The organism is Gaoshiqia sp. US2 (assembly GCF_059705485.1).
The window spans coordinates 2,881,508-2,900,302 of record NZ_AP048550.1 but is presented as its reverse complement, the minus strand read 5'-3'; the positions used below and the strand labels follow the sequence as shown (position 1 = coordinate 2,900,302).

The 18,795-nt window shown below is 47.1% G+C and carries 11 protein-coding genes and 1 pseudogene; 3 read left to right on the top strand and 9 right to left on the bottom strand.

Going from position 1 to position 18,795, the window contains the following annotated elements; translation table 11 throughout:
• Positions 1-9: 9 nt before the first annotated feature.
• The 4 genes from AC6H3C_RS11530 to AC6H3C_RS11515 all read right to left on the bottom strand — a co-directional run bounded on the left by AC6H3C_RS11530 (position 10) and on the right by AC6H3C_RS11515 (position 7,333).
• Positions 10-3,165, bottom strand: a complete 3,156-nt coding sequence (locus tag AC6H3C_RS11530; RefSeq protein WP_497520951.1) for a DUF6298 domain-containing protein — start codon at positions 3,163-3,165, stop codon at positions 10-12.
• Positions 3,166-3,336: 171 nt separating this feature from the next.
• Positions 3,337-3,783: a hypothetical protein gene (locus tag AC6H3C_RS11525; RefSeq protein WP_497520950.1), complete on the bottom strand. Its 447-nt coding sequence runs from the start codon at positions 3,781-3,783 to the stop codon at positions 3,337-3,339.
• Entirely contained in the window at positions 3,755-5,092 is a 1,338-nt protein-coding gene (locus AC6H3C_RS11520) for an AAA family ATPase (RefSeq protein ID WP_497520949.1), read from the bottom strand. Before AC6H3C_RS11520 ends, AC6H3C_RS11525 begins: the two co-directional genes overlap by 29 nt.
• Positions 5,093-5,866: 774 nt before the next feature.
• Positions 5,867-7,333 (bottom strand): ISNCY family transposase, encoded by a 1,467-nt coding sequence (locus AC6H3C_RS11515; protein ID WP_497516513.1) that lies wholly within the window; start codon positions 7,331-7,333, stop codon positions 5,867-5,869.
• Positions 7,334-7,680: 347 nt separating this feature from the next.
• On the opposite strand from AC6H3C_RS11515, the gene ltrA reads away from it, so the two are divergent.
• The 3 genes and pseudogenes from ltrA to AC6H3C_RS11500 all read left to right on the top strand — a co-directional run bounded on the left by ltrA (position 7,681) and on the right by AC6H3C_RS11500 (position 11,319).
• The gene (gene ltrA / locus AC6H3C_RS11510; RefSeq protein WP_497520564.1) at positions 7,681-9,075 is read left to right on the top strand and encodes a group II intron reverse transcriptase/maturase; all 1,395 of its coding nucleotides are present in this window, start codon (positions 7,681-7,683) and stop codon (positions 9,073-9,075) included.
• A gap of 134 nt (positions 9,076-9,209) precedes the next feature.
• Positions 9,210-10,103 carry a tyrosine-type recombinase/integrase gene (locus AC6H3C_RS11505; protein ID WP_497520948.1) on the top strand — a complete coding sequence of 298 codons (894 nt, stop codon included), beginning with the start codon at positions 9,210-9,212 and terminating at the stop codon, positions 10,101-10,103.
• Positions 10,100-11,319: pseudogene (locus AC6H3C_RS11500) on the top strand (IS91 family transposase). Before AC6H3C_RS11505 ends, AC6H3C_RS11500 begins: the two are co-directional and overlap by 4 nt.
• Before the next feature lie 301 nt (positions 11,320-11,620).
• On the opposite strand, the gene AC6H3C_RS11495 reads toward AC6H3C_RS11500, so the two are convergent.
• From AC6H3C_RS11495 to AC6H3C_RS11475, 5 genes are all read right to left on the bottom strand, one after another.
• Positions 11,621-12,289, bottom strand: coding sequence for a DUF3826 domain-containing protein (locus tag AC6H3C_RS11495; RefSeq protein ID WP_497520946.1), 669 nt, complete (start codon positions 12,287-12,289; stop codon positions 11,621-11,623).
• A 25-nt stretch (positions 12,290-12,314) separates the two neighbouring features.
• Positions 12,315-13,223, bottom strand: coding sequence for a sugar phosphate isomerase/epimerase family protein (locus AC6H3C_RS11490; protein WP_497520945.1), 909 nt, complete (start codon positions 13,221-13,223; stop codon positions 12,315-12,317).
• A 24-nt stretch (positions 13,224-13,247) separates the two neighbouring features.
• A complete protein-coding gene (locus tag AC6H3C_RS11485; RefSeq protein ID WP_497520943.1) occupies positions 13,248-14,777 on the bottom strand; it encodes a pectate lyase in 1,530 nt (509 codons plus the stop codon).
• 63 nt (positions 14,778-14,840) lie between these two features.
• On the bottom strand, positions 14,841-16,574 hold the full coding sequence (locus AC6H3C_RS11480) for a pectate lyase family protein (protein WP_497520941.1): 1,734 nt from the start codon (positions 16,572-16,574) through the stop codon (positions 14,841-14,843).
• Positions 16,575-16,655: 81 nt separating this feature from the next.
• Positions 16,656-18,791, bottom strand: coding sequence for a RagB/SusD family nutrient uptake outer membrane protein (locus AC6H3C_RS11475; protein WP_497520939.1), 2,136 nt, complete (start codon positions 18,789-18,791; stop codon positions 16,656-16,658).
• Positions 18,792-18,795 lie beyond the last annotated feature (4 nt).

Here is an 18,795-nt window from a genome sequence, read left to right as displayed (position 1 = left end):
TCGCTTATCTCAACGGCTGATCCAAAATATAAGCGGATTTTTACCCAAATTTTCCAGACGGACTGGTTTTCCAAGGTTTAACTTACTGATTTTGCCAGTCAGTTTACCCGTTTGAGGATCGATCGGGTGCAAGCTGAAATTTCCTTTCATGAACGAAAAATCCAATGTTGTGTCCTGTCCCCCGTCCAGGTAAATGATCGATTCTCCCGCTTTATTCTGCAAAATGTAAACTCCCTCGTTCCGACAGTCAACGGGTTGCATCGACGAAGCGCTCTTCAAAAACCCAACCGGCTCAACCGGAGGAATTGCTGCCAGTGATCCGCCGGCCATAAAAACCGCCCAGCCAAAAGCCGTATACTGCCCTTCAGAATACATGACAGCCTTTTCGGGATAGGCCGATTTGTATTCGCTCACAGCACGGTAAACCTGTTCGAACGAACGTTTTCCCGAACTAACCAGGCGGGCATGCTGGCGCGGAGCCAAATGCTGTCCGCCCGGGGGCGCATACAAACTGCTGTCGGCGCGGTAAGCCCAATAGCGAATATCAATCACGTCAACCAACCGGGAACGGACCGGGTCGGCCAGAATCGCATCCTGTACATCTTTGGTAGCGCTCAAACCTATGATAACTTGTTCGCCTGTTTCCTGTTCCCATTCGCTGATCACGTCAATCCAGAATTGAACAAAGTGCAGCGGTCCGGTATATTCTTCACTGGTGAGTTGAATCACTCCCGTGTTTCCGCGAAAGTTTTCCAGGCATTGGCGGATATAGGCCCGGTGTAATTCCCGGCGTACCGGATGCGTGACATCATAAAAAGGCTCATCCACAAAAATCCGTTTATCGCCTGCATAGGGTGGCGGCTCCGGAAAACCAGTATCGTTGATGTTGTTGACCGGCCGCCAGGGCGAATCGGCCCAATGAGCCCCCGCTTCCAGAATGTTGTGTTGAAAATAGTTTTGATGTACCAGTACCAGTCCTTTTTGGTCGGCCAGGTCGGCAAATTGTTTCAATCGCATCCAGTACCAGGGATTGTACTTTGTCAGATCGTACTTGCTCAAACCGTCCCAGGCCGTTCCCCGGCCCGAGCGGGCAAAGGGAAGTTCGTAAAAAGGGGGCCACACATAGCCGTCCATCCGGCGGACACGTTCATGGTCGTCGCGCCGGCGCTCGTACCAAAGCGCATAATTTTGCTCCATGCCGATCAGGTTATTTTTCAGCATGTTGTCGGTAAGCTGATTCAGGTCATCAGTATATCCGGTCCCAGTACGTCCCGGAACATAACGGGTTATCGCCGGTTTCGCTCCCGCTAATCCCTTCGGGCGGATATTGCCGCTCCACCAGGGAACCGATTGACGCATGCCGGTCAGTACCCGGCCGTCCCGGACCAGCCAGCCGTTTTTCAGGCTCGCCGGCAAACCGGAAGCTTTTTCCTTATTTTGTTGAATTCCAATCTGATCAATCGTTTTTACACCTGAAGATGTTACTGTTATGGGATTAAGTTCGGGTGCCCGGGCGATCCATTCCTGCAAGGTAGTTGCCGGCTGACGCGACAATACCGTCAGTTCAGCTGCCTGCTCCACGGTGGGACTGCTGGTCGCATTCGTTTCAACAATCAGCAGCCGGGCACGATCAGTCAGGTCAACCTTTAAGCGGCTTTTGAGTTGTGCGTAATAAAGACTTCGCGGATTGACATGACTGTTCGGACTTTCCCAGTAGCCATTACCGTTGAATAACGACCAGGCTCCATAGGCCCAGTTCATAGCTCCCGGAGGCGCAGGATTGTCCATCCGGGCGGCCGAGCACTGCCACATCATGCTGTTGGCCCCGGTCCACCCGGCGCCGCGCCCTTCCGGCCCGCGATTCGGGAATCCCAGGGCATGACCGTCGACATTTACAACATCGAGCAAAATACCCGATGCCCAGTTATCAATGGTACCGCTGTAATTAAACGGCAAATGCGATTCGCATTGTACAAAAGCGATTGGCCCGGCAGCGCAGGCGCCTACAGCAAAATCGTGGTAGCCAAATTCGGCGTAACAACGCTGCACCAGGGTTTGGGTACCATTTATAAAGAATGAATAACGACGTTGTCCGCCAATTTCAGAAACCGGTTTCAACGAAAGGCAATCTTCCACCGTAATACGGCGGGCACTTTCGAAAACTGCTACAGCCGATCCGGCAAAATGTTCAAAGGTGATTTGCCTCACCCAGGCATCCTGTGCATTTTCTATCGTAATGGCCATCCACCGGTGGTTTTCATCTTTCGGATTTTCCGGATCGAACGCCGAGCGGAGGGTCATATTTTCAATCCCCACCTGGCTAATCCGGCCGGGAAATTGGTAACGAATCAGCCTGCCTCCGCCCATTTGCCGGTCAATTGCAGTGGTGACCGGGGCATCAACCGTCACCCGGTTTTCGTCCACCGAAACCACCGTGCGGTCCCAGCGGATATCCTGATCACCCTCACGCCAACCCAGCCAGCCGGTTTCGCCGCCAAACTCCTTCATTCCCAGCTTTTCAATCCATTCGTTGGTCGCAGGGCGCCAAACCGTCAGCTGATCGCCGGGGTTCAGACCGTGTCCATCCTCTACTGAGAACGAAAAGGCTCCAACCGGCAGATAGGAATCGGTAATTTCGACGGATTCATCCTCCTGACGGTTATCCGAACCAAGAACCCGAAGCAGGGTTTGCCGGTCTTTTCCGGCTCCCAAAAGCACTGTTCCGTTTTCGCCTTGCCCGTACCCGCGCAATACAATCCCTGAAGTGTGAATGACCAGGCCTCCGGAAACCACATGTGTTCCCCGTTCAAGTAAAACGGCGCCCCTGAATCCGCAGGCATCGGCGGGCAATGCAGCCACATAATCAATCGCCGACTGAATGGCAGCCGTGGCATCGCCGTCCCTGGCGGGAACAACCACTTTCACCGGCACCTGCGGAATTGCCTGCTCTCCGGCCATGTAACCGGCATAAGAAAAATCGGGTATCCGGTTGCCCAACGAATCGGGCATACCGACGAGCTCGTCACCTGAAATTTTCAGAGGCTTGAAAACCGGTTGCTGCGCGAGGCTTGTCAAAACAACGCTTTGCAGCAGAAAAAAAGACAAAACCTTCGCACCGTGTTGCCATGTGAAGGTTTTCATATTGTTTTTGAATGAATCATTCATAAACCGTTATTTTTTGTATCAATTAGAATGCTAAATGACAACGATTGTTGTTTCAACGCTTAAATGACGTATAGTCATGCCGTCCGGCAGTTGCCGGACAGGATACTCGATTACCACGGAGTATCGTTGACTTGACACTACCCCATATTGGGCGTTCGTTCTTTATTATTGTCAAGTATTTCTCTTCTTTGTTATCCAAAACTCATGCTCTTTATCCAGAAAAACTATTTGAAAAATATTATCCTCAAAGTAACCAATAACACACTCTTTTCCTTGAATATGCATTGAACACCAAATCACGTCGGGTAAAATATGTTTAGGATGAACAAATCCTGAATCAGGAGGAAAACCGACTTTTGTATATGGCTTTATTATTTGTTGAGCGGTTGCTTGTCCAACAGTTAATTGGCATACTTCTCTCAATTTATTGACAGCTAATGCCAATAATTGTTCGTGTTCCCACTCTTCAAAATTTTGACCTTGATTTCTGTCAAAATCCTTAAAACTTAATACGATTAATGGTTCTTTTCGACCTTGTTTTATATCAATGCTCTTGACTTCTCTTTTGTAGGAAGCAGCATTCCTTTCTTTAAACTTGTTCTGCTTCCCTTTTCCCATACAAAAGTTCATTTAGTTTTTCATCAATATCAAAATAAGGTATTGCTCCATATTTACCTTCCAAATAGTTTTTATCAAACGCTGATTTATTTCTAACCTTATCTGTTTTGAAGTCGCCTAATGAAGTTAGTTCAGATGCTCCAAATTGATTTTTCTCTACAAACCATATTTGGTCTCTTCTGAAAGTTTCCTTATTGAGTAATGAAATATCATGAACTGCACAAATTAGTTGAGCATTACTTTTGTTAAACTTGTGAAAAAAGTCTACCAATCTTAAAGTCAAATGGCTGTGTAATCTTGAATCAAGCTCATCAATAATTAAAACTTTTCCGTTTTGGAGGGTATCATACCAAGGGCCAAGTAAATATAGAATTTTCTTAGTTCCTTCAGATTCTTGTTTGTCAAAGTTAAAAGGAACAGTATCAACTAGGACATTGTTTTCATCGTATTTTCTGTGGAATGTTATTAGCTGGTCTCTTTTAGGCTGCTTTGATTGGATTTTTTGAATGCTTGTCAAAAGATTTATAATTTCTTCATCCTTTTCTTTTTCTCTCAAAATATCCAAATCAATTTCATTTACATCCTCTTCTGTTGTAGATAGATTCGCAATTTCTAAGTATTTCACAAAGTGTAAAACCCAATTAAAAAATCGCTTGTCGGCTTTCAATTTATCAATCGTGTATCTTTTGTGTCCTCGGTCATGAATACCATTTACAAAATTGAATTTTTTAAACCATTCAACAATGTTTGTTGATGTTTCTTTGCCAAGTGTTGCAAGAAGTGAAAGAAAAAGAACATTTTCTTTTACGTCTTCCTCTTTACCTAAACCTTCTTTAAAGGCTGATTTATTTATTTCAATTTTTTGTAAATCCCGTTTGAATAGATATACTTCTTTACTAGTAGTATGAAATAGCCATTCTGAAACTATTTTGTCGTAATCAATCTCAAAGCCATAGCGATATTTTGTCCCTTTGTGAATAAATGAAATCTCAAAAAAGCTAGTTTCTTTCTCAGATTGGGTGTTCAAAGCAAATTTCTCTAATGGAAATTTTCGTTCGTTATTATCCATTAAAGCATCTCTGAATGAATTCAAGACGGTTTGTCTCATGAATCCCATTGCTTCTAGTAAATTACTCTTTCCACTTGCATTATTTCCGTAAATCACGGCAGTTTTAAGCAAACTCAAACCACCACCTGTCTTTATTACATGGGAGTCTTGGTGTTCCTTGAAAGACTTCGCTACAACCATTGAAAGTGTAGTCAAGTCTTTAAATGACAGGAAATTCTCTATGCTGAATTCTATTAACATATCTTAATTGTCTTATTAATTTAAACTGCAAATATATATTCATAAATTCAAATTTGCAAATATATTTCAAATTTGCGTTTTTGATGATTATTTTGTCTGTCTCGCAGTTTTTTAGAATGACGCCCAACGGTTACGTGTATGAAACGTTGGGGATTGCGTGCTTCGTCACTATCTGCCGACACAAATGCTAAATCGGGGCAGAAACCTGCAGATAACCACCTAACCCCCAATGTTTTATACACGATGTGTGCGCCCTGCATAAGCAGCGCGCACACTTGTTGTAAGCTCTGGAAAAAGTTTAAAAATACAAATAAACTTTACATAGTAGCGAAATAACAAGTGTGTATTTTTCCAAAGGGTGTAAGTCCCTATACGCTGGGGTAACGCCCGGAAGTATTAGCAAGTGACAAGCTGGTTGCTGGCGACGGCAGCAGTGAAGGAAGTCAAACGGCAAAATCCGGTACTGACGAACAGAAACGTGATATGAGGCATAGTTATTCGGGTAAGCAAGCACATCATTGTAACGCCCCAAGAATACCAAAAGGGTCACTATGTAGTGTCTTTAAGAAAACTACCCGTTTTTTTCGAAAGGTGTACATAATTATATGTAATCGGCTTGTTTTTTCGGTTACTACCACTAAATTTTTTAGCCTATTAATTGGTTGCCGTAATTTTCGCCACCGAAAATTGGGTTTTCGGTGTAATTTTTTAGTTTCCAGGCATAATTCTCCCTTTCATGTTTAATTTTCATGTTTTTTCCTTGAACCGATTTTACTAAGCAGCTTTCCTAATCTGCTTGGTGGGCGCTTCAAGCGCTTCACGCTCCAACTTCAGGATTTGTTTCCCAATTTTCTTGAGGTTGTAGGCGCACACGCCCAACCCGATGTACTTTTTAAAATGCGCATAACTCCGGTCGGGACAACGGTCGAGCCCCCGGTGTTCCAATTCGTTGATGTTTGATTCGATCGCGCTGTGCTTGTTTTTCAGTTTTTTAAATGACCTGCTGCGTTCTTCCTTTTTCTCTTTTTTGTTGCGCTTCCCAAGTTTGGGGATGATAACCTGGTCAACTTCCAACTGAAGGGTTTCCTTGTTTTCTTTTAACCAGTAGCCTTTGTCGAAGCTCCACGATGCGACTTTATGTTCTGTTAAAATCCTGTCGGCCATTTCGATAACAATGTCCCGGTCTTGTTGTTGTTCCATTATTTGGTAATCCACGATCAGCCCCCACTGGTCGGTGGTGATGTTCAGTTTTTTGCCCAGTTCAACACTGGGGTTCATCTTCCCTTTTGTAATCCACTCGGTGTAGGTTTCAAATACCGAAAACATCTTTTCTTCATGCGGAATGGTTTCGCCTTTTAATATACGCCTGTCGACCAGGTCAATATGCTTTTCAAGAAGTTCCATGTAGTGCTCCAACGTAATGATCAATACCAGATCGCCCATGTCCGTTAGCGGGAAACCGGACTTTTCTTCGTTTAGTTTTTTGAGCAATAACCTTGATTTATTGAGGTATTCTTCGGCCGCGGCAACTACTTTTTCTTTCTTGTTTTTGCCTCCTGAACGGTTGGCATGGCCCAAATTGCGCATCAACTTTTTCAACTCTGTACGCCAATTGCCGATCTTGCGCCAACCTCCAATATCCTTATGTTTGTTCATTATCCTTGAAACGGTGCCGATGCATTTTCGGGCACAGTCCCACAACAGGTTGTAGTCTGTGGGGAAATGAACATTGCTTTCAACAACAAAACTATCTGATTTTAAGCGCAATGCTGTATGTTCTTTTTTTTTAAACACCTCTCCATGCCCAAAATCCAGGATTACCTTGTTTAATTCCCAAACCATTTCATCGCTAAGCAGGGCGACATTGTCATAAATATTCTGGTATTCAAACTCGATACGTTCAAAACCAAAGCCCTTTTCTACGCCCATCAAACACCGCATATTGTGGTGGTTGTTTGCCTGATCGTGCAACACATCATAACTTAAATTCAAACACAAGCGAACCTGGGCCAAAACAAAAATACTCCATAGGTCCATTCCTGTCCTTCCCGTATTTTTCTTCCCGGAATTGATATGATCTTCCAAAATACTGAATATCTCTTCGTTGTATTTCTTGTTGCAATAGATCGCCTTCAACGCTGCTAAAAGTTGATCTAAAGCATTCTTGCTTTTGGGATTAATATAAGTAGCTTCGATTGGCAATTGCCCTAACCCCAATTGTTGTTCGAATCTTTTTCTCATGGTTCAATCTTTTTTTGTCAAGTGGTCAAAATATCCTATCCTCATGTAATAATACCCTGAATATCTGCACTATAATCAACTTATCAAAACAATTAACCCAAAAGATTCAAAAAAGATATCAATACTATATTGTTGATCTATAAATTATTGCAGGTTTTCTTAGAGACACTATGTAGATCACGCAGGCATTGGAGGAAGGGAAAAGCTTTTACCAGGGGAGATCTCACTAACCACGTGTTGGCCGGAGTGAGAAGTCATCCGGCAGCTGCCGGACATAGTAGCTATCGGTAACGAGCCGATGAATGAATCGGAGGACTCACCGAGGTAGTGAAGGGCCGAACATTAAGATGTTCCAAATTCGTCAGGGAGGCATTGCCAGCCCTGTCTTAAGCGGAACAGGGCAACCGAATAAAACGAAAACGGGAATGATTGAACAGGTACTCAACCGGAGGAATATGATGCGTGCTTACCGTCAGGTGGTGTCGAACAAAGGTTCGGCAGGCGTTGATGGTATGCCGGTGAAGGAACTATATGCCCACCTGACCACTAACAGGGAGCAGATAGAATCCGAAATCCGGCAAGGGAAGTACCAACCACAAGCCATTCGAGGGGTGGAAATCCCCAAAAGCAACGGTAAAGTCCGCCTGTTGGGCGTACCTACCGTAACCGACCGGATGCTTCAACAAGCCGTTGGTCAGGTTTTAGCTGTCAAATTTGAGATGGAGTTTGAAGATTACAGCTATGGTTTCCGGCCTAACCGCAATGCCCGGCAGGCCGTGTTAAAAGCGCAGGAATACATCAACTCGGGCTATCAGCATATTGTTGATATCGACCTGAAAAGCTTCTTCGATGAAGTAGACCACTGTATTTTACTGCAATTGATCTACAGGAAGGTCAAATGCCCGCTCACGCTACGGCTGATCCGCAAATGGCTGAGAGCGCCGATTCAAATCAACGGCAACTTGGTCAAGCGCCGTAAAGGCGTGCCACAGGGAAGCCCGCTTAGCCCGCTGTTGTCCAACATCATGCTCAATGAGTTGGACAAAGAACTGGAAAAGCAAGGATTTCGCTATGTGCGCTATGCCGATGATTTTAGTGTGTACACCAACAGTAAAACGGCAGCCTGCAAGATTGGCAACAGCATTTTCCTGTTTCTAAAGGATAAGCTGAAACTGCCCATCAACCGGGAGAAAAGCGGCATCCGCCGTCCGGTCAACTTCAAGGTTTTGGGCTACGGATTCGTACCCACTTACCGAAAAGGGGAGAAAGGCAAATACCAACTGGTTGCAAGCGAAAAGAGTTGGAAATCACTCAAAGAAAAGCTGAAAACGATCACCCGAAAAACCACCCCGATGAGCTTCGACGAGCGCATCCAAAAGCTCAAAGAAGTCTCCCAGGGTTGGCTTAATTACTTCCGGATGGCCAGTATCCAGGTCAAACTGAAGGATATCGACGGGTGGTTGAGGAATCGCCTGCGGTACTGTATCTGGCATCATTGGAAAAAGCCGGAACGGAAACGAAAGAACCTGATCCGGTTGGGTGTTTCACCCGAACAGGCCTACCAATGGAGCCGTTCGCGAATGGGGGGATGGGCTATTGCCCAAAGCCCGATTCTGGGAACGACCATTACCCTGGAGCGATTGCGAAAAAGAGGTTATCAAGCGTTGCTTACGTATTACGAGAAAGTTGCCCCATATCTTAATGAACCGCTGTATACGAGACCCGTACGTACAGTGGTGTGAGAGGCTCTCCCCGTCAGCTAATTACTGGCGGGGCAGTCTACTCGATTGAACTAAACCCGCCTTCGCGGGTAGCTGGTTTAAAATTACCCGATTCTTCCTATACTCGGAGATTATTTACCTTAAAATTTCTGAATATGAGAAAGAAATCGGGTTTTACGATGATTGAGCAGGCCATTGTGCTTGTTCCTGAGTTTGAAAAAGTTGTCCGCAAGCTGGAACAACAGGTGACTTTGCGCGGGCAAAGCAAAAGTACATTAAACAATTACATCCGCCGTATCGCGCTGTTTGTCGTTCATTTCGGGAAGTTGCCCGAGCAGATCGATCCCGAAGAGATCAACGAATACCTGGCCGCTTTGGCCCGTGATCCACGCTCGCCTTCGCGAAGCAGTTTTAAGCACATGGTATACGGGCTGCGCTACTATTACCGACTGCTGGGGATGAATAAAAATGCGATCGCCCTGCCTTCGCTGAAAAAAGACACCAAGTTACCGGTCATTTTGAACCACCTTGAGCTGAAAGAACTCTTTGCAGCACCAAGCCTTTTGAAACAACGGGTTGTGCTGACGCTCATTTATTCGGCCGGACTGCGCGGCCAGGAAGTAATCAACCTGAAAATCTCCGACATCGATTTTGAGCGCAAAACCATTCACATCCGCCAAAGTAAATACAAAAAAGACCGCATTGTTCCGCTGGCCGAAAGTATGGCCCTTGGCCTGAAAAAGTACCTGAAAGCCGAGAACCCGCATATCTGGCTGTTTAACGGGAAGGAGCCCGATGGCCGTTACAGCGTGCGGGGTTTATCGTGGGTGATGCGTGAAAACCTGAAGAAAACTTCGATTACAAAGGAGGTTAACCTGCATTCGCTGCGCCACTCGTATGCCACCCACCTGCTGGAACAGGGACTAAACATTGTCACCCTGAAAGAACTGCTTGGTCATGCCGACATTACCACCACCATGATTTATCTTCATGTGGCCCAATGCACGCTGATTAAACCCCACAGCCCGCTGGATGGACACGCTGTATGACTTTCCGAAGAAAAAGAAGAAAAAAAACACCGGTTCATCGGAAAATGAGGACAAGGTTTGAACTGGCCGATGTGGTCAACTTATTTGGCCCGGCATTGCACGACAAAACAACGCTTACCCCCCTGCAACAGAAAGTGTTGGGCCGGATCACCTCTTGCCGTACTGCCGCATTGGGCGGGCACGAAGAAGCCTGTGAAAACTGCGGGACCGTACGTTACAGCTACAATAGTTGCAGAGACAGGCACTGTCCGAAATGCCAGGCGGCCAAACAGGCTTTCTGGATTGACGACCTGGCGCATGCCACCTTGCCCGTGAAGCATTACCACCTGGTGTTTACCGTTCCGCACGTGTTGAATACCGTTTGCCTGCATAACCAAAAAATGTATTACGACCTGCTGTTTGCGGCGGTCTGGCAAACCCTGCGCCAGTTTGGTTACTCGCATTTTGGCGTTGAAACCGGGGCGGTAGCTGTATTGCACTCCTGGGGGCAGAATCTTTCGTTGCATCCCCATCTCCATTGCCTGGTACCCGCTGCCGGATACACACTGGATGGAATATGGAAAAATATCGGCCATTCGGGACAATACCTTTACCCGGTACACCAGCTGAGCGAAGCCTTTAAAGCAAGTTCCTCGACAGCCTTAAACGGGCCCTGCGAAAACAAAACGAACTTTCCCTTTTCAACGAACCCGTGCAGCAGGCTTATCAAACCAAATGGGTAGTTCACTGCGAGCCTTCGCTGGCCAGCGCCGAACATGTAGTCAGATACCTGGGGCAATATACCCACCGGGTGGCCATTACCAACCAGCGCATCCTGAACATTGCCGGTGGAAAAGTAACCTTCGTTGCCAAAGATTACCGCGACAGGGCCGTTAAGAAGCCCGTTACCCTTGATGGTGTGGAGTTCCTGCGGCGGTTTGCTTTGCACATCCTGCCCCGGCGGTTTGTCAAGATCCGGCGCTTTGGTATATACAACCACACCGTAAAACGGAACCTTCAATTACAGTTTGTTTCGGAAGAAAAGCCCGACATTGACGCGCTAATCAAAAAGCAAAAACCTCCCGAAACCAATGTTGAACGGTTTGCAAGGCTGACTGGCATAAACCCCTGCCTTTGCCCGGTGTGCAAAACCGGGAAGATGATCGCTGTAAGAGAACTGCCACGCATCCGGTCTCCGGCATGGGGCCAGTTGAACAAACCGTTAACACAATCATAATCAACAACTCCAACTTGCGTTCCCGCGCAACCGGGAGAGGTATGCCCCGTTACCGGCAAAAACGGCAAAAAAACAGGGCATAGCCATCAACGTGCTTGTGTCATTGGCGTGAAAAAGCACAAAAACCTGTCATACGTCAAAGAACCTCAGGCCGCTTTCTGCCTGTTTTATTTTTAAAAATCACTAAAAACCTGCGGTAAGTGCATAGCCCTGGGCCCGGCGGGTGTAGTCCAACACCGACTCATCGCTGGGTCTTGCAGACCGCTCAGAGTCCTATTTATTAACCGGCAAGGAATTCGGTTCAGCGCTTAATTTTCTGAGCTTCGCGAACCCTTTCTTCCCATTCTTTACTTTTCGTCTTCAAATCGTAACCACGGGCCGACAGATAGTTATTAATCCGCCCTTTGTATTTTCCGAACCAGCCGTGCTTCTCGTCCGACGAACCGGCATCCATCGCCTGTTCACGGGCTTCAACCAGCCAGTCGTAGATTTGCTGCTGTTCCTCCCGGGTCAGCTCCGGGATCATATCGAGATAACCGGCATAGGTAATGGGTAGCACGCCGTAGGTCATGCCGTTTTTAACGCCTTCAATTTGTTCGTCGTTCAACTCTTTGGCCAGATTTTTCAGGTATTGCCTGTGTAATTTAGCCAGTTCTTTATCCGCCTTTTGCTGAATTTTCGCAGTCTTTGCTGTGACTGATTCCTTGTTCTCATTTTCTTTTTTCACTTGCTCCTTGGCGGCCTTGCTTTGATCGTGAATCCCATTCAAATCATAATACTGTTGGGCAACCAGGTCACGTACCCTCACAAAATTTGCTTCATCCTGAATATTAAGCGCATTCACAATCTTTTCGGCCCGTTTGCTCACCACTTCCCAATAGGCTTCATCGGCATGTTTTTTCCCGGTACTTTTTTGTGCAACGCCCTGTAAAACCATCAACAACATGATGGCCATAATATTTAACGACATCTTAAACATGATCTCAATGTATTGATTATTTCTGAAAAACTGACTTTAAATACGCCACATTGGCTCCAAAATTAGCCCGCACATCCTGCGGTTTGGCTGCGTCGCGCGAACGCTCTACCAGTAACCAACCGCTCCAACCCATTTGATCGAGCTTCTGCTTTACCCTCTGCATATCAATTTCCGGATCATTTTGCAGCCACACGCCGTCTTTGTTGGTGCAGTGGATCTGGGCAATGCAGTCTTTACCTAAAATTTCCAACTCGCGGTAAAGGTCGCGGCCGGCAGCCAAGGGATTTGAAAAATTGAAACTGATTTGAACGGCAGGCGAGCCGATCTCGCTGAGTAACTCCCGCTCGCAGGCAGCGTCGAGGGCGGTTTCAATGGCAATAACAACCCCTGCAGCTTCGGCTTTTTTCGCCACCACTTTTAAACGTTCAACAATGGCTTGACGCCGTTCGGGATATTTGTTCAGGTCGCCCTCGACCCCCAGTGGCAAAAAGCCCACTTTCACTCCCATCAGCGCCATCGTATTGATGCAGTCCTGAACGGTAAGCTCAACCCCTTCGCGCGTGGGAAACGACTGGGAATAAAAGCCCGTCATCGCCAGCGAACTGATCTCCAGGTTCAGTACTCGGGCTGTGTCGAGATAAGCTTTACGTACAATGGGATCGGCCAACTTATTGTCGAAGGTCGGACGGTTTCCCAATCCGCCCATGTCCACTTCCACCCCATCGGCTCTCAGCTCTTTCGCCAGGGGGAACGCGCTAACCTTCTGCCGCTTCAGGATCATCAGGTCCACCACCCCTATTTTATAACGCTCCGAATGAGCCGTTTCACCATCAGCATGTTGCGCAAAAGCAACCTGCATAATGATTAAAGCCATAAACAACAATTTCAAATATCTCATTTTATTACCAATGATGATTTTTTTCATACACAGCCGGTTTGTGTGGCTAAATTAACCGGAGATGGTATCGATGTTGTTGCCGAGGTTCCGGTAGTTAATTTTTTCAAGCGGATTGGTGCCATTGAGGTATTCTTCAACGTTCGTATAACCGTCACCGTCTGAATCAAGCGCGCCATCTGCCTGGTTTTTGGGATCAAACTTGTATTTGATTTCCCATTCGTCGGGCATGCCGTCGCCATCGCTGTCAACCGGAACTTCGGCAGGGTTGAAAGACAAGGCAGGATACCCTCCGACTTCCGAAATATCCTTGATGATGCCAGTTGTCGTCATCGGCTTTCCGGTGCGCACCATTTCTGTGACACGCGCATCGACAGCGTCGCGCTTTGGCAGCGTGGCGCCAACTTTCGCGAGCACGGATTCAAAAGCAGCCCCGGCGGTTTCATGCGGCGCAACAGGCCAACCTTCGAACGGCGTGTTCACACGGGCGAGTTGTTCAGGACCGACCATGCCGGCCCAGTTGTTGGCGGTGACCTCTTCATTACCATCCATGACATTGCCGGCCACATACCATTTGCCGGGCCGGTTTTGGGCCTTGGGATACCAGTCGCCTTCAGCCCATGCGCTGCCGGGCGAATACATGCTGCGCGATTCGATGCGGGCAAAAACAGCGCGCATGTTGTCATTGGTGGCAGGGCCGGGCTTGTAGTAATTGTTGATGACGTTGACGAGGGAGGTTTCGTCGCCGCCATCCATCGTACGATGGCGCCAGTTGAAGATGACGTTGTTTCGGAAATCAAACGGGCCGGACATGCCAATAGATGGATTCCGGGCCGTGTTGCAGGCAAAAAGGTTGTGATGAAATGTGGAAGGTTTTCCTCCCCAGGTGCCGCCAAAGGCGTGACCGCGGGCGTCAAGCGCTTCGCTGGATATCGTCCACTGGACCGTAATGTTTTCGGCTGCATCTTTTATTTGGGTACTTCCATCGAGTGAAGGCCTCATGTGCCGGTAGAGCGAAATGTTTTCGTCCATGCCCCAACTGGTCGAACAATGGTCGATGATGATATGATGTGCCGGATTACCGCCGATGTTGTCGTCGCCTTGCCCGCCGACGGGAACACCACGCCGCACACGCAAGTGTCGGATAACGACATTGTATGTGTTGATATTGAGCGTACCGGCCACGCAAATACCATCACCCGGCGCAGACTGGCCGGCTATAGTGATATCGGGATGATTGATATTGAGATCCTCGTGGATCTTAATCGTACCTGCCACACGGAACACGACGATACGAGGTCCTTCCGTTTCGAGCGCGGCGCGCAGGCTGCCAGGGCCATTGTCGCTGAGATTCGTCACGGCGATGACTTTGCCGCCACGTCCGCCCGTAGTGAACATACCGGCGCCCCATGCTCCGGGAAATGCCGGAATGACAGCTTCGGGCAATCGCGTCGGATGCGGGGGAATTTGTCCGGGTTCGGGCTGTTTGGAGGTATGTTCGCTATTCTGTGCATAAGTATCCACACCGGAGCATAGCATACCAAACAACAGACTTATACTGATGATTCGATAGATCGTTTGCATGTTTATATCAATTTAAAAAAAATGATTGCCGTCTCCAAATTCATGAGACCAACCAAAAAGCAGTTATTCAAGTAAACCGTTCTTTTTATCTTTCAGCGTATCGAAGTTGTTCCTCAGGTCCTGCCAGTTAATCCGGGTGCGCGGATCAATGCCATTGATGTATTTTTCAATGTTGGTATAACCATCGCCGTTCAAATCGCCATTGGCATCCGAAGGATCGTTCGGGTTCAAAACAAACTGTTTTTCCCATGCATCAGGCATGCCATCTTTATCGGTGTCCACATAAGGGGTTCCTTTATATGCGGGATAACCGCCTACTTGCGAAGGATCTGTAATAATTCCCATTTTATAGGAATCGTCCGGCAAACGGCGATGTTTAAATTTCGGAACATCCTTCGTACTCACTTTTTTCTCATATTCGATAACACCGGTTTTAACCACGCGCGAAATCCGCTGATCAACCGGGTCGCGGCGCGGCATGGTCGCCCCGGCATTTTCCAATACATAGCTAAAAGCATCGGTTGCCGGCATCATACTCATATAGGGCATATCAAACGGACGGCGCCAGTAAACCATTTCTTTGTAAGCGCCCAGGCTGTCGGCCAGTAAGGTTTCGGCATAGCGGTTATTCGGATCGGGCGTATTTTCAAGCTGAACGCCGCCTGCCCAGTTGTCTTTGGTCACTTTTTCGTTTCCTTCAACAATGTTACCGTGCACGTAAGCTTTTCCGTAGACCCGTTGTTTCAGGGCGCTGCGCCCCGATTCGGGTTTCAGAATGCGATAGCCGATCGGACGGTCAACCGGAGTTACCGGTCCGGGTTTATAATAGTTATTGATGATATTGTATTTGGCGGTGTAGTCGCCTCCATCTACCGAACGGTGCATCCAGTTAAAAATCACGTTGTTTACAAAATTGAAGGTACCGTTCCAGCCGATTGATGGGTTGCGGCCCGTGTTGTTGGCCCACAGGTTGCGTATAAACGAGCAGTTTTCGCCGCCCAGAGTACTTCCGAACGAATGGTTCCAGGTATCCAGGGCTTCGGAGAAAATGGAATTTTGGATCGTGATATTTACGGTAGGTAATTTAAGGTCCGGTTTTCCGATGCCTTCGTTCCACATGTGACGGTAAATCGACATGTTTTCGTCCAAACCCCAGCTTGCCGACACATGGTCGATCATAATATTACCGACGGGATTTCCGCCAATCGCGTCGTCGCGACGGCCCACCCAGGTTTCGCCCCGGCGAAAGCGCATGTGACGGATAATCACGTCGTGCGTGTTGATCCAGAAACTTTCACCGGCCAGGCAAACACCGTCGCCCGGGGCGGTTTGCCCGGCAATGGTGATGTAGGGGGCACGGACAATAATCGGGCGTTCGAGCCTGATAATCCCTGCCACATTGAATACCACGATACGGGCGCCGCCGGTTTCGCAAGCTTCGCGCAAGGTACCCGGACCGCTGTCGGCCAGACTGGTCACCGTAATCACTTTTCCGCCACGGCCACCAAAGGTGTACATACCGCCACCTTCAGCTCCCGGAAAACTTGGAATATCGGCCTGAGGCAAATCACTCGGGCGACCGGCCCAGGGGATATAGGGACGGCCTTCAGCCGCTTCTTTCTCAACAGTTGGCAGGGCCTTCTCCCAGGCGATATCAGACAAACGATAGGTTTCGTCAATCAACTCCTGAGAAGCTTTTTTGTCTTCATCCGAAATGGTGGGGTATTGGGCCCTAACTTCGGTAGTATATGCCAGCAAAAACAAAGCACAAACTCCCGCAAATACATTCCTCTTCATGTCTTAATAATTGTTAATAGGGGGATCTTAAAAAAATGATAGCAGGAAATCCTGCTATCACAAATTCTATTTTTAAAAAGATTATTCTGCCAAAGGATCGAAGGTACCGGGGGCATTTCCGTTATTCAAATCTTCCCAACCGATATTTTGCTTTAATGTAACGTTATTTTGCTGTACATTTCTACTTAGACCCAGGAAGTAGTACTTAGGTTTAAAATCGACATATTTACCATTCGAATCACCAAGTCTTTCTTTACGGGTCAGCTTAGTCGTATAAAAGTCGATCAGTTCAGCACTGGCGTCTTTGTTATTTTTTAAATTCCATGCGGCAGGTCGGTTGGCTTTAATCGGATCACTATCCCGATTCGCATTGGCAATACCATTTGCAACGTTGTCATTCACCCGAAGCTCAAGATTATCCCGACGTTTACCATTAAAAGGCTCCACATTCAAATAAGTACAAGTATTACCGCCAAATCCGCTGAGCGCCCATGACGCATTAAGGCTTCCCTGTCCTTCTCCTCCATCCCAAAGCATCCAACGACACATGTCGTCGAAACGCTTACCTTCATAAGCCAGTTCAACCTGACGTTCATATAAAATTGCAGAGAAAAGTTTTGCCCGATCACCGGCTAGGTCAGCATCCAATCCATAATTATTGTCAGCAGTATAACCTACACGGGCACGAATCTGCTGCAAAGCCTGAACTGCTTCACCAAGTTTGTTAGCGCCACAAGCAGCTTCCGCAAAGTTAAGTAGCACCTCAGCATAACGGATCTCCATATATGGAGCGGCAGAACCACCAAACGGGGAAGTTCCTTTATCAATACGGTAATCATACAACGGATTACTGTTGATGTCCCGATCATCGGTACGTTTACGGATATACACGCCCTGATAATCTGTTCCCAATCCATCGGCAGCAAAACCCTTTTGCCCAGCATCATCTTTTTTCTCGGTGTCCTGATACCAGGCATAATTCCACAATACGTAATTCATTCCTGTATATGGGTAATCAGCTCCCCTTGAAGTTGGATCTCCGTCAAATGTCCACCGTACGCCGGGAAATGCAAACGTTTGGTAAAAACGGGGATCACGGTTCAGCATAAAAAGATTTTTAGAATATGGATATGTCTCTGACTGTCCGGGTTTCATACCGTCAGCCATTGGAAACAAATCGACCATATTTGCAGTAGCATTTTTTCCGTTACCTGCTCCGGTATTTTTTGGGCGAATAGAATTTTCCCAGCCATTGTTTTTATAAGGATTAGTGCTACCCCCATCATCGACTATTTTATTATAAAGTGTCACAAAAACGGCTTCCGGACTTTCATAATCAGAAAACATCTTTGCCCAGTTAGAAGCATTTACACCTGGATTATCAGCATAGGCCAAACCAAATCCGCCCATCGTCAGCGTATCCAATGCATTTTTGTTTGACTGGTAAGCCAGTGTCCAGCGATTCTGATCATCAGCACGATTAAAGAGCGGACTGGCATATAACAAACGGACGCGTCCCTGGAGGGCCAACGCTGTTCCGGCTGTTACTCTTCCATAATTTCCTGCACCCCAACGCACCGGTAAGTATTTAGCGGCAATCGCCAAGTCACTGCATATAAAATCGATACACTCTTTGGTTGTCGAACGGGGAACAATCAAATCTGCCCCGTCATCGTCGCCGGCTACCGGATTCTGCACTTCCTTAACTAATGGAACACCACCATACAATTTTACCAGGTGAAAGTACATCCAGGCTCTGAAAAAGTAAGCTTGCCCTAACAGTTCTTCCTTTTCTTCCTGCGAAAGTGAGCTGTTTGTAATGCCACGAATCGCATCATTACAGTTGCGAATTCGTCCGTATGTACTTCTTGATGTTTTATTCTCATCACCCCAGTAACTTGGCAAATCTGAACTTGCTATTACTACTTCCGGATCCACATACCTCGACAAACCGGCATACTCTTCGGTAGATTTAGAGTGATCGTCCGCAGTTCCGGCGCTCGGGCGCTCGTAAGTAATTCCCGAAGTCGACTCAGGCAGCATTAACGTATAAATGTTATTAATCCGCCCCAACGCCCCACTGTAATAGTTGAAAACATCATCGGTCGTGTTCGTATAATCTTTTTTATCCTGCAAAAACTGATCACTACATCCACTTAACAATATGGTAACTAAAAAAATAGTCCCCAAATAAGTTATATATGCTTTTATATTCATTTTC